We start from the raw sequence: 12,887 nt of genomic DNA, 5'->3' as shown, positions 1-12,887 counted from the left end.
CGGCCGGTGATACATCCACGACAACAGCCCCAGCGCGAACATGTTCTTGCTGCGCTCGGCCTCCTTGCGCGACAGAGCGAAATCCTTCAGCGCCTGGACCGTCAGCGTCGTCAGCGGCACGGGATGCACGTGATAGCCGTCGAGCGATCCGTCCTCCAGCGGGGAGAGGGCGTAGCCGACCTTCGCGAGCGCGCGCTTGGTGAACTCGTCCTCGTTCACGATGATGTCGGCGCCGCGCGGCACGTCGGCGATGTTCGCCTTCAGGGCGGCGGGGTTCATCGCGACCAGCACGTTCGGCGCGTCGCCGGGGGTGAGGATGTCGTGGTCGGCGAAGTGTAGCTGGAACGACGACACTCCCGGCAGGGTCCCGGCGGGCGCCCGGATCTCGGCGGGGAAGTTCGGCAGCGTGGACAGGTCGTTGCCGTACGACGCCGTTTCCGAGGTGAAGCGGTCCCCGGTGAGCTGCATTCCGTCACCGGAGTCGCCCGCGAAGCGGATGATCACCCGGTCCAGCCGCCGGATCTGTCCGGTGCTCTGCTCGGGGTGCCCCTCGGTGACGGACTCCGAGGCGGGATGTCGAGGGGACATGGCTCTCCAGGAGGGTCGGTTGGGCCACGGTCGGGTGCGTCGGGCGTACGGGAGCTCAACCCTGGCATCGGGCAGCGCTTTCGCGCCGTGCGGCGAACGATTCATGACAGAGGTTCAACTGACCAGAGCGCCGGTGTGCGCCCGCGGGAGCCCGCGGGAGGGCGGTCCGGCCGGGACCGCGGACGGCACTGTTATGGGCGTTCACCTCGCCAAAAGGCGTTCCGGGCGGGGGTCCGCCGCCGTCGGGCGGGGTGCCGCGGGGGGCGGGCGGGGTACCGCGGCGGGCGGCCGGGGTGTTCAACTGTCCAGTGCCGGATGCGGGCGGGTATGACTACGCTCGGCGGGCGCGGAGTTGGCCGGTTCCGGCCCGGCGCCCCCGCTCCGGCGGCAGGCCCGGCGGTGCGGCGCCGGGCGGTTCGAGACGCTCGATCTGCCGGGCCGGTCCGAGCGGTTGACCGGGCGGCCGGCACCGACGAAGGGACACACCGAGTGAACAGCACGTGGTTCCGGCGCTTCACCACGGTCGCGGGGCAGGGGCCGCGGCTCGTGTGCTTCCCCCACGCGGGGGGTTCCGCGACGGCCTACACGCAGCTGGCGCGCACGCTGCCCGCGGACCTCGACGTGGTGTGCGTGCAGTACCCGGGACGCCAGGACCGCTACCGCGAGGAGCCGTTCACGGCGCTGGCACCGCTCGTCGAGGCGGTGGCCGAAGAGCTGGCGGCGGACCTGGCGGCGGACCCCCGGCGGCCGTACGCCCTGTTCGGGCACAGCATGGGCGCCCTCGTCGCCTACGAGACGGCCCGCCTGCTCGCCCGGCGTGAACTGCCCGCCCCGCAGCGGCTGTTCCTGTCCGGGCGGGGCGCGCCGGGCCCGTCCGCGCGCGTCCACGCCCCCCTCTACGACGACGACTCGGTGCTGGCCGAGGTGCGCCGGCTGGGCGGCACCGACCAGAGCATGCTCGACAACCCGGAGATCCTGGAGATCGTGCTGCCGGCGCTGCGCGCCGACTACCGGGCCCTGGGCACCTACCGGTGGCAGGAGAGCGCGCCGCTGACCACGCCGGTGAGCGTCCTCGTCGGGGACAGCGACCCGATGGTGACGGTCCAGGAAGCCCACACCTGGCGGGAGCACACCAGCGGCGACTTCACCCTGAAGGTGTTCCCCGGCGGCCACTTCTACCTCGCCGACCAGGTCGGCGAGGTCGCCGCGACGATCACCGGGGGGCTGCTCGCCGACGCCCCGTCCTCCTGAGCGCGCGCCCTGGCCGGCCGTCAGGAGGACGGGGTTCCGCGGCGGCCCGGGGGCGGTGGTCTGGCTCAATGTCGCGGGTTGACCCGGACCTGGGGTCAGGGTGGACGCTGAGGGCATGACCAGTTCTCCTCGCTCGGCCTGGACCGGCATGGTCCCTGTCGACGACACCGCCCTGGCCGTCACCGACACCCGCGGCCCCGGCCGCGTCATCGTCTATCTCAACGGCTCCTACGCCGACCACCGTCCCTGGCGGCCCCTGATCGCCGAACTCGGCACCGAATGGCGGCACATCACCTTCGACGAGCGGGCCCGCGGCCGCTCGAAGCGGTCGGCGGACTACTCCTTCGAGGCATGCCTGCGCGACATCGACGCCGTCCTCGAGGCGACCGGGGTGGAGCGGCCGCTGCTCGTGGGCTGGTCCTACGGCGCGGCCCTGGCGGTGCACTGGGCCGAGCAGCGTCCCGAGCGCGTCGTGGGCGTGGTGGCCGTGGACGGCGCCATCCCCTACGGCCTGACCGGCGCGGAGGGCCAGGCACGGATCCGGCGCCTGTTCCGCCGGATGCGGCCGGTGCTGCCGCTGTTCCGCCCGCTGGGCATGGCCGCGCGGATGAGCGCCGACCAGCACGCCGACATCAACATCGAGGCCAACGAGGTCAACGCCGCCATCGCGCCGGTCCTGGACCGCGTGAGCTGTCCGGTGCGCTACATCCTGGCCACCGGTGCCAGCCTCGGCGGGGGCCAGGAGGAGATGGAACGGATGCGGGCCTCACTCGATCCGGTGCTCGCCCGCAACCCGGACATCAAGGTGAGCGCAAAGGTCGCCAGCAACCACTCCCACGTCCTGCGCAAGGACTTCGGGGCCGTCGCCGAGGCCGTCCGCGAGATCGCGGCCGCCCACGACCAGCAGGCCCGCTGAGCGAAGGGAAGAAGGTGCGCGGCTGCGGCGGCGGGGACGGTTCCCCGCCGCCGCAGCCGGGGGTGTCAGGTCCCCGCCTGCGGCGGCGGGGGTGTCAGGTCCCCGGCGCCGCAGCCGGGGGGTCAGGTGTAGGTGTAGAAGCCGCGGCCGGACTTCTTGCCCAGCAGGCCGCTCTCGACCATGCGCAGCAGCAGCGGCGGGGGCGCGTACTGGGGCTGCTTGTGCTCCTCGTACATGGCCCGTGCGATGGACACGGTGGTGTCCAGGCCGATCAGGTCCGCCAGGCGCAGCGGGCCCATCGGGTGCGAGCAGCCCTGGACCATGCCCTGGTCGACGGTCTCGGCGCTCGCCAGGCCCGAGTCGACCATGCGGATCGCGGACAGCAGGTAGGGGAAGAGCAGGGCGTTGACGAGGAAGCCGGCCCGGTCCGGTGAGGCGATCGGTTTCTTGCCCAGGACGTCGCGGACGAAGAGCAGGGCCCGGGTGCTGACCGTCTGTTCGGTGAGGACCGAGGTGACGAGTTCGACGAGCGGCAGCGCCGGTACGGGGTTGAAGAAGTGCATGCCGAGTACCTGGCCGGGGCGGCGGGTCGCGGCGGCGAGCCGGGCGATGGGGATCGAGGAGGTGTTGCTCGCCAGGATCGCGTCCGGGTCCTTGACGGTCTTGTCGAGGGTGGCGAACAGGTCGAGTTTGATCTGCTCGTCCTCCGTGACCGCCTCGATGACCAGGCGGCGGTCGGCCAGTTCGCCGAGGTCGCGGGTGAACGAGACGCGGCCCAGTGCGGCGTCGCGTTCCTGGGCGGTCAGTTTGCCTTTCGCCACGCCCCGGTCGAGGGAGGCGGCCAGCCGCTGCGGCGCGGTGTGCAGGGAGGTCTCGGAGAACACCGCGACGCGTACGTCCAGTGCGGCTTTCGCGCACAGTTCGGCGATGCCGGTGCCCATGATGCCGCTGCCGACGACACCCACCCGGTCGAGGTCCGTGGCGGTGTTCTGTGTGGTTGTGGTCATTGTTCGGCCCCCCAGGCCAGAAGTGATGCTCCGATCGACATGCCGCCGCCGAACCCGGCGAGCAGCACCACATCCCCCGGTGCCAGCGCTTTGGTGCGGTGGGCTTCGTCGAGGGCGACCGGCACCGAGGCGGCGCCGGTGTTGCCGTAGCGGGTCAGTGTGTGGTGGGTCCGGGCGGCGCCCAGGCCGGTGCGGGTGACGACCTCGTCGAGCATCACGCCGTTGGCCTGGTGCGGGACGAAGTGGTCGACGGCGCTGATGTCCATCCCGGCCTTGTGGGCCAGTGCGTTCAGGGCGGGCGGGACGTGTTCGGTGACGAAGTCGCGTACCGCGCGGCCGTCCATCCGGAAGAAGTGGCCGCCCTCGGCGAGGGTGGCGGCCGAGGCGGGGGTGCGGCTGCCGCCGGCCTCGACGCGGATCAGGTGGTGTGCGTCGCCGCGGCTGGAGAGGTCGGTGGCGAGGATGCCGTACGGCTGCGGCAGTGCGCCGACGACGGCGGCGCCGGCGCCGTCGGCGAACAGGATCGCCGTCTTTCGGTCGGTGAAGTCCAGGATCCGCGAGTAGATGTCGGCGCCGATGACCAGCGCGCGGGCCTGCGGCCGCACCGCGAGCAGGCTGTGGGCGAGGGTGAGGGCGTAGACGAAGCCGCTGCACACGACGTTGATGTCGAAGCAGGCCGCGCCGTAGGCGCCCAGGGCGTGCTGGACCAGGTAGGAGGTGGGCGGCTGCGGGAAGTCGCCGGTGGAGGTGGCGACGATGAGGTAGTCGATCTGCCGCGGGGTCAGTTCGGCCTGTGCCAGGGCCCGTTCGGCGGCTTTCACCGCCAGGTCGGACGTCGCCTCGTGCGGGGCCGCGTAGCGCCGGGTGCGGATCTGTGTCTTGCGTTCGATCCACTCGGCGCTGACGCCGACGCGTTCGGCGATCTCGTCGTTGCCCACTTCGTGCTTGGGCAGGTAGGAGCCGGTGGACAGGATGCCGGTCGCCATGTCAGGTCACCTCGGCGAGGTCGGGTGCGGCGGGAGCGCGCAGCGGGTTGAGCCGGGCGGCGCCGATCTTCTCCCGCAGTACGGGGTCGGTGACGCCGAGCCCTTCCTCGGGGGCGAGGCAGAGCACGCCGACTTTCCCGGTGTGCCGGTTGAGCTGGACGAGGCGGGCGGCCTCGCCCACGTCCTTGAGCGGGAACACCTCGGACAGGACGGGGGAAAGGTGTCCCAGCCGGAACAGCCGGTTGCACTCGGCCTGTTCCTGGAGGTTGGCGGCGTGACTGCCCAGGATCCGCTTGAGGTTCATCCACAGGTAGCGGTTGTCGAAGTGGTGGTCGTAGCCCGTGCTGGACCCGCAGGTGACGACGGTTCCGCCCTTGCGGACGACGAACACCGAGATCCCGAAGGTGGCCCGGCCGACGTAGTCGAACACGATGTGCGGGTCCTCGCCGACCTGCCGGCGGATCTCCCGGCCGAGGCGCTTGCCCAGTTCGATGGTCCGCTCGGGGGTGAGCGCGCCGTCGGCGCCCAGGCCGATCTCGCCTCGGTCGATGACCACGTCGCAGCCGAGCCGGCGCAGTGCGCGGGCCTTGGCCGGGGAGCTGACGACGCCGACGGCGATACCGCCCGCGTTTTTCACCATCTGCACCGCGAACGCGCCCAGGCCGCCGGTCGCACCCCAGATGAGGACGATGTCGCCCTGTTTGACGCGGGCGCCGTTGGCGCCGACCAGCATCCGGTAGGAGGTCGCCGCGGTCAGCAGCACACCGGCCGACTCCTCCCAGGTCAGGTGGGGCGGTTTGGGCAGCAGCTGGCTGGCGCGGAGCACCGCGTAGTGGGCGAGGCCGCCGAAGTTCGTCTCGTAGCCCCAGATCCGCTGCCCGGTGCCGAGCATGGCGTCGGCGTGGGTGGCCGGCTCCTGCTCGTCGACCTGGACGCAGCTGGCGACGACGTGGTCGCCCGCCTTCCAGTGCCGCACCCCCGCCCCGACGCGTACGACGATCCCGGCCGCGTCCGAGCCGACCACCTGGTGCGGCAGGTCGTGCCGGGCGGCCCAGCCGCCCTGGCGGGCGTGGCGCGCCAGGAAGTCGAAGGTGGGCACCGGTTCGAAGGTGGCCGACCAGACGGTGTTGTAGTTGATGGAGCTCGCCATGACGGCGACGACCACCTCGTCGGGGGCGAGGTCCGGCATCGGGACCCGGCCGACGTGCAGTGACTTGCGGACGTCCTTGTCGTGGACGCCGTCGAACATGGCGACATCCGAGGCGAGGAGATGGGCGGCCTCGTAGTCGGGCGGAAGGTCGTGCCCGCCGATCTCGTCCGGGCCGGCGCCGGCCAGCAGGGCTTGGGTCAGTGAATCCATGGTTTCCTTCCCGCTCTGCAGTGGCCACAGGAGAGGACCGTGTCGCACGGCAGATCAATGAAGAGTGCAAACGAGGGCCGCTGCCGGCCGGACCGCACCCGAGACCCCTGTGACCGCGGGAGCGGACGGCGCGCGCCGCCCGCCGCCGCCCGCTGTGTGCCGGCCGCCGCGCAGGCCGCGGCGGCCGGCGCACGGTGTCAGAGGACCGCGCCGTCCCTGGTGCGCCTGCGCAGCGTGGGCCTGCTGGACTGGGCGGCGAGGTCCTTCCACATGTCGGACAGGCCGGTGACGGTGCGGGCCGCGAACAGTCCGCGGATCGACACCTCCTGCTTCAGTTCGGCCCGGATCAGGCCGACCAGCCTGATCGCCCGCAGCGAGTTGCCGCCGAGGTCGAAGAAGTCCTCGTCGATGCCGACCCGGTCGCGCTCCAGGACGTCGGCGAACGCGGCGGCCAGGACCCGCTCGGTGTCGTTGCGCGGTGCGCGGTAGGTCGTGTCGTCGAACTCGGGCTGGGGCAGCGATGCCTTCTCCACCCTGCCGTCGGCCGTCACCGGCAGGCGCTCCAGCACGGTGAACACGTGCGGGACCATGGGCTCGGGCAGTCGTTGGGCGGCGAAGCGGCGCAGTTCCTCGCCCGTCACCGGCCGGCCGGCCGCCGGGACCACGTAGGCCGCCAGCCGCTGCTGCCCGGTGCCGTCCTGGCGGACGGTGACCGCCGACTGCGCCAGTGCGGGGTGTTCGGCGAGTGCCTCCTCGACCTCGGCCGGCTCGACGCGCACGCCGTGGACGTCCACCTGGGTGCCGGTGCGGCCCACGTAGGTGAGCAGGCCGTCGTTGTCGCGGCGGACCAGGTCCCCGGTGCGGTACATGAGCGTGCCGGCCGGGCCGAACGGGCAGGGCACGAGGTGCTGGGCGCTCTGTCCGGGCCGCCCCGGATAGCCGCGCGTGATGCCGGGGCCGGCCACGTAGAGCTCGCCGGTGACGCCGGCGGGGACCGGTGCCAGTCCCGGGCCCAGCGCGTACAGGGCGGTGTTGTCCAGGGGGCGGCCGAGTGCGCCCGCGGGGTGCGCGGGTGCGCCGGGGGCCAGGTGGTGGGCGGCGGCGAAGACGGTGGTCTCCGCCGTGCCGTGGCCGTGGACGACGCTCAGGTCGGGGCAGGCCTCGCGTATCCGGCGCAGTGCGGCCGCGGGCACGCGGTCACCGCCGGTCCACACCTCGCGCAGCCCGGCGAGGTGTTCGGGGTGCTGTGCGGCGATCGCCGTGAACCGGGCGGCGGGCAGCCACACACTGGTGATCCCGTGCGCCGTGTGTGCCTCGGCGAGGGTGGCGGTGTCCAGGTCGCCCGCGGGGGCGACGATCACCCGGCCGCCGCCCAGCAGCGGCGCCCACAGTTCGAGGGCGAGCGTGTCGCCGGTGGGCGGGGTGTGCCACAGCACGGTGTGGGGGCCGTGCTCCTGCCAGTGGCGGTCCATGACGAAGCGCTCCATGGCGCGGTGGGTCACGGCGACGGGCGTATCGGCCGGCGCACCGGGCGCGCCCGGTGCGGGGCGGTGCAGGACGGCCAGCAGGCTGTCCGGCCGGGCCTGCGGCGCACCGGTGAGGTCGGCGCCGTCGGTGGTGTCGGCGTCGGTGGTGTGGGTGGGGAGGTCGTCGAAGACGGTCACCGGGATGTCCAGGTCACCGCAGAGCGCGTCGGCGGTGGCCGCGTCGGTGAGCAGGGCGCGTGCCGCGCTGTCGGCGATCCGTGAGCGGATCCGCTGGGCGGGGAGGGCGGGGTCGAGGGGCAGGTAGGCGGCGCCGGCCTTGACGACTGCGAGCAGGGCGGCGGCCAGGTCGGCCGAGCGGGGCAGTGCGAGTGCCACGACCGTCTCGGGCCCGATGTCCCGCCGTCGCAGCGCCCGGGCCAGGTGGCCGGAGCGTTCGTCGAGTTCCCGGTAGGTGAGCGTCGTGCCGTCCGACACGAGGGCGACGGCGTCGGGGGTGCGCCGTGCCTGGCGGGTGAACAGCTGCCCGAGTGTCAGTCCCGGCAGGGGTGCGCGGGTGTCGTTCGGCGCGGTGAGCACCCGCTCGCGTTCGGAGGCGTCCAGTACGTCCAGCGCGCCGACCGGGCGGCCGGCGTCGGCGATCACGGCGCGGATGTGGGCGATCAGTTCGGTGCCGATGAAGCGCAGTTCGGCGCGGGAGTACAGGGCGGCGGGGGCGTCGAGGCGGATGAACAGGTCGCTGTCGGGGCTGCCGTCGGTGTAGACGCCGATGGCCAGTTCGTCGAAGGCGCCGGTCGTGCCGCCGAGGTAGCGCGCGGGGCTGTCGGCGAAGTGGAGCTGCTGGACGAACTCGACGACGTTCATGACGGCGCCGAAACTGCCGCGCTCGCTCAGGACGGTGCCGCTCGCGCGCTGGATGTCGGAGTAGTGGCAGGCGGTGTGGCCGAAGACCTCGTACGTCTCGTCGACGAGCGTGTCGGCGATCTCGGTGAAGGTCGCGCCCAGCGGCACGGCCACGCGCAGCGGCACCACGTTGACCGCGAGGCCGGGGGTCCTGCTCGCGACGCCGACCCGGTTGCCGACGGCCAGCGACAGCAGGAACTCCGGGCGGTCGCAGCGGTGCCGCAGGAAGACCGCGGTGGCCGCGGTGAGCAGGGTGGACATCCACACGCCCAGGGACTTCGCGGTCTCGGTCCAGGTGTCCGCCTCGGCGCGCGCGACGGTCAGTGTCCGGCTGACCATGCCGATGGGTTCGGTCAGCTCGCCCCAGCGGTCGGCGCTGTTCATCGGTTCGCTCAGCGCGGCGCGCATCGTCTCGGTCAGGGCGACGCGCGGGATCCGCGCGGGTGCGGGCGCGTCGGCGAGGTAGTCGCGCCAGAACGCGGTGTCCTCGGTGAACGCCGGGGAAGCCTGGTAGCCGGTGGCCTCGGCCGCGAAGGACTCGGCGTCCCACGGGTGCGGCAGGTGCGCCGGCCGCTCGCCCCGCGTGAGCGCCGTGTACACCTCGGCGAGGCGGCGCGAGAGCAGGCCGCCGGTGCCGAACCCGTCCGAGATGAGGTGGTGGTAGGCGATCACCACGAGGGAGCGGGCCGGGGCGAGTTTGACGACGCCCATGCGGAACAGCAGGTCGCGCTTGAGGTCGAAGGGGGTGCGCACCATGGCGGCGAGCGCTTCGCGGGCCGCCTGCTCGGGGTCTGTCTCGGTGCTGAAGTCCCATGAGAACGGGCGCCAGTCGCCCAGTTCGCGCGGGGTCAGGCGCAGTCCGCCGCCGTCGTCGGCGAAGGTGACGCGCAGTACCTCCGCTTCGTCCATGACGTGCAGGAACGCGGACTCCATGACGGCCGCGTCCAGTTCGCCGTCCACATCCCACATGGTCAGCGCATGGTTCAGCGTGTCCGCGGAGACTTCCTCCGCCAGCCACAGTCCTTGATGCGCAGACGACGCGCCGAACGAACGCACACGGATCAACCCCTCGAATGAACAGGTCCGGAAATCGGAGGAATTCGCAGATCGCCCCACCGTCACGGACGGTGGATCAGCCGGTCAAGACAGGTCGGTGCCGGGGCGGGACGGGCCGTTGTGGGGCTTGCGGTGTCCTGCCGGCGGGACATTCCCGGGCCGCGAGAGCGCCCGGGACAGGTGGGTTCAGTGCGCGCCGCGCGGGGGGAACGAGGACGTGATGTGCGCGGCGACCAGGCGGGGTGAGGGGTGGCGCAGGACCAGGTTCGCCCGCAGTTTCAGTCCGCTCGACGCGGTCAGGCGTTTGCTCAGCTCGACCGACAGCAGCGAGTCGAATCCGAGTTCCTTGAAGCCGTGGTCGGGGTTGATGGACGCGGTGGAGGGGTGTCCGAGGACGACGGCGACCTTCTCCAGGACGTGCTGGAGGACGAGGGCCCGGGCGTCGTCGTCGGGGAGGCCGGCGAGCCGCTCCGCCAGCGGGACGAGGGTGTCGTCGTCGGCCGGCGGGCCGGCCTGCGGCAGTTGCGCCTCGGCGGCGGTGTGCGTCGAGTTCAGCCAGTACCGCCGGCGCTGGAAGGCGTACGTCGGCAGGTCCACCCGCCGGCGCGTGGTGAACAGGGCGTCCCAGTCCACCGTCCCGCCCTGGACGTGGAGTTGGGCCAGTGAGCCGAGTACGGCCTGTGCCTCGCCCCGGTCGCGCCGTGCCGAGGACAGGACCAGCGCGCCGTCCACGTCCTCGGTGATCTCCTGTACCGGGACGGTCAGCACGGGGTGCGGGCTCATCTCGATGAACACGCGCAGGCCGTCCTCGGCCAGCCGGCGCACGGTCGGTTCGAAGAGGACCTTCTCGCGCAGGTTGGTGTACCAGTAGTCGCCGTCGAGCCGTGCGGTGTCGATGATCTCGCCGTACAGGGTGGAGTAGAAGGGCAGTGCCGAGGTGGTGGGGCGCAGGTCGGACAGCGCGCCGATGACCTGGTCGCGGACCCGGGCCACCTGGTGGGAGTGGGAGGCGTAGTCGACGGAGATCCTGCGGGCCTGGGCGCCGTCGGCCTTCATCTTCTCGACGAATTCGTCGAGTGCGTCGGGTTCACCGGACACCACCACGGAGCGGGGGCCGTTGACGACGGCGACGCTCACCCGTTCGCTCCACGGCAGCAGGCGCTGCGTCACGACGTCCGCGGACTCCGCGACCGAGGCCATCCCGCCGTGGCCGATCAGGTCCACCAGGGCCTTGCTGCGCAGTGCCACGGTCTTGGCGGCGTCCCTGAGCGAGAGTGCGCCGCAGACGTGGGCGGCGGCTATCTCGCCCTGGCTGTGTCCGATCACCGCGGCCGGCTGCACGCCCCAGGAGCGCCACAGGGCGGCCAGGGACACCATCACCGAGAACAGTGCCGGCTGGACCACGTCCACCCGGTCCAGGGTGGGCGCTCCCTCGGTGCCGCGCACCACGTCGAGCAGCGACCAGTCGACCCACTCGGCGAGGGCGGCCGCGCACGCCTCCAGGCTGTGCGCGAAGGCGGGGAAGGTGTCATACAGCTGCCGGCCCATGCCGACCCACTGCGAGCCCTGGCCGGGGAACATGAAGACGCAGCCGCCGAGGCCGGCGGCGGTGGCGCGCACCACGGCGGCGGAGTCGGTGCCCTGGCTCAGCGCGCTCAGGCCGTCCAGCAGTTCGTCGCGGCCGCGGCCCAGGACGACCGCGCGGTGCTCGAACCGTGACCGGCTGGAGACCAGCGACCAGCCGATGTCGGCCGCGTCGGTGTCCGGGTCGGCGGCGGCGAAGTCGCGCAGTCGGGCCGCCTGTTCGCGCAGGGCTGCCTCGCTCTTGCCCGACACCAGCCACGGCACCAGGCCGCCGGCCACAGCGGGGGCGGGGGTGGGGGCGGGGGCGGGGATGGGGGTGGGGGTGGGCGGGCCGGCCGGTTCCTGGGGGGGCTGCTCCTCGAGGATGACGTGTGCGTTGGTGCCGCTGACGCCGAAGGACGACACCCCGGCCCGGCGCGGGCCCTCCGCGGGGCTCCAGGGGCGTCCTTGCACCAGCAGTTCGATGCCGCCCGAGGACCAGTCCACGTGCGGGGAGGGTGTGTCCACGTGCAGGGTCTTGGGCAGGTAGCCGTGGCGCAGGGCCAGCACGGCCTTGATGACCCCGGCGACGCCGGCGGCGGCCTGGGCGTGGCCGATGTTCGACTTCATGGAGCCCAGCCACAGCGGCCGGTCCTGGGCGCGGTCCCTGCCGTAGGTCGCCAGCAGGGCGCCCGCCTCGATGGGGTCGCCCAGCACGGTTCCGGTGCCGTGGGCCTCGACCAGGTCGACGTCGCGGGCCGCGACGCCCGCGTTCGCCAGCGCCTTCAGGATCACCTTCTCCTGGGCGCGGCCGTTGGGGGCGGTCAGTCCGTTGCTGGCGCCGTCCTGGTTGACGGCGCTGCCGCGCACGACGGCCAGCACCGGGTGGCCGTTGCGGCGGGCGTCGGACAGGCGCTCCAGGAGCAGCACGCCGACGCCTTCGGCCCAGCCGGTGCCGTCGGCGGCCCGGGCGAAGGACTTGCAGCGGCCGTCGGCGGCCAGGCCGCGCTGGCGGGAGAACTCCACGAACAGTTCGGGCGTCGACATCACCAGCGCGCCGCCCGCGAGTGCGAGCGAGGACTCCCCCGCGCGCAGCGACTGCACCGCCAGGTGCAGGGCGACCAGCGACGACGAGCACGCGGTGTCCACCGACACCGCCGGTCCGGTCAGGCCCAGTTCGTAGGCCACCCGGCCGGAGGCGACGCTCAGCGTGCTGCCGTGCAGCAGGTAGCCCTCCAGCTCGTTCTTGGCGCCGTCCAGGAAACGCGAGCCGTACTCGGTGGAGCTCACCCCGGTGAACACGCCGACGTCGCTGCCGCGCACGGTGGCGGGCACGATGCCCGCCCGTTCGAAGACCTCCCAGGACGTCTCCAGCAGCAGGCGCTGCTGCGGATCGACCGCCAGTGCCTCACGCGGGCTGATGCCGAAGAAGTCCGCGTCGAAGCCGGCCACGTCGGTGAGGAACCCGCCGTGCCGTACGTACGAGCTGCCGGCGGTGTCGGGGTCGGGGTCGTAGACGTCCCGCCATCCGCGGTCCGCCGGGAAGGTGTCCACGGCGTCGCGGCCCTCGCGCAGCATGTCCCACAGGTCCTCGGGCGTGGTGACGCCGCCCGGGTAGCGGCAGGCCATGGCCACCACGGCGACCGGTTCGCCGCGGCCGGCCTTGAGGGCGTCGTTCTCCTGCCGGAGGCGGTCGCGTTCCTCCAGCAGGGTGCGCAGCGCCCGCTGGACGCGTTGTGCGCCGTCCGCCGTGTGGTCCGCGGAGTTGCTCAC

The 12,887-nt window shown here is 72.8% G+C and carries 8 protein-coding genes; 2 read left to right on the top strand and 6 right to left on the bottom strand.

Going from position 1 to position 12,887, the window contains the following annotated elements:
* On the bottom strand, positions 1 to 588 hold a 588-nt coding region (locus ACWCQK_RS33725; RefSeq protein WP_451161610.1), incomplete at its 3' end, for a 2-oxoacid:acceptor oxidoreductase family protein.
* A 489-nt stretch (positions 589 to 1,077) separates the two neighbouring features.
* Between ACWCQK_RS33725 and ACWCQK_RS33720 the strand changes: the two genes are divergently transcribed.
* Both ACWCQK_RS33720 and ACWCQK_RS33715 read left to right on the top strand, forming a co-directional pair.
* Positions 1,078 to 1,839: a thioesterase II family protein gene (locus tag ACWCQK_RS33720; protein ID WP_451161608.1), complete on the top strand. Its 762-nt coding sequence runs from the start codon at positions 1,078 to 1,080 to the stop codon at positions 1,837 to 1,839.
* Positions 1,840 to 1,954: 115 nt separating this feature from the next.
* On the top strand, positions 1,955 to 2,755 hold the full coding sequence (locus ACWCQK_RS33715) for an alpha/beta fold hydrolase (protein ID WP_451161606.1): 801 nt from the start codon (positions 1,955 to 1,957) through the stop codon (positions 2,753 to 2,755).
* Between the two features lie 122 nt (positions 2,756 to 2,877).
* On the opposite strand, the gene ACWCQK_RS33710 is transcribed toward ACWCQK_RS33715, so the two are convergent.
* From ACWCQK_RS33710 to ACWCQK_RS33690, 5 genes are all read right to left on the bottom strand, one after another.
* Complete coding sequence (locus ACWCQK_RS33710; RefSeq protein WP_451161604.1) at positions 2,878 to 3,762, bottom strand: 3-hydroxybutyryl-CoA dehydrogenase; 885 nt, start codon at positions 3,760 to 3,762, stop codon at positions 2,878 to 2,880.
* Positions 3,759 to 4,748 (bottom strand): 3-oxoacyl-ACP synthase III family protein, encoded by a 990-nt coding sequence (locus ACWCQK_RS33705; protein ID WP_451161602.1) that lies wholly within the window; start codon positions 4,746 to 4,748, stop codon positions 3,759 to 3,761. Before ACWCQK_RS33705 ends, ACWCQK_RS33710 begins: the two co-directional genes overlap by 4 nt.
* A gap of 1 nt (position 4,749) precedes the next feature.
* Complete coding sequence (ccrA, locus tag ACWCQK_RS33700) at positions 4,750 to 6,108, bottom strand: crotonyl-CoA carboxylase/reductase (RefSeq protein ID WP_451161600.1); 1,359 nt, start codon at positions 6,106 to 6,108, stop codon at positions 4,750 to 4,752.
* Between the two features lie 197 nt (positions 6,109 to 6,305).
* A complete protein-coding gene (locus tag ACWCQK_RS33695) occupies positions 6,306 to 9,551 on the bottom strand; it encodes a non-ribosomal peptide synthetase (RefSeq protein WP_451161598.1) in 3,246 nt (1,081 codons plus the stop codon).
* A 186-nt stretch (positions 9,552 to 9,737) separates the two neighbouring features.
* A complete protein-coding gene (locus ACWCQK_RS33690) occupies positions 9,738 to 12,887 on the bottom strand; it encodes a type I polyketide synthase (RefSeq protein ID WP_451161596.1) in 3,150 nt (1,049 codons plus the stop codon).

It is taken from the genome of Streptomyces sp. NPDC002306 (assembly GCF_053593435.1).
Note: the sequence above shows the minus strand (reverse complement) of the source record. Positions and strands in the feature narration are given on the sequence as shown.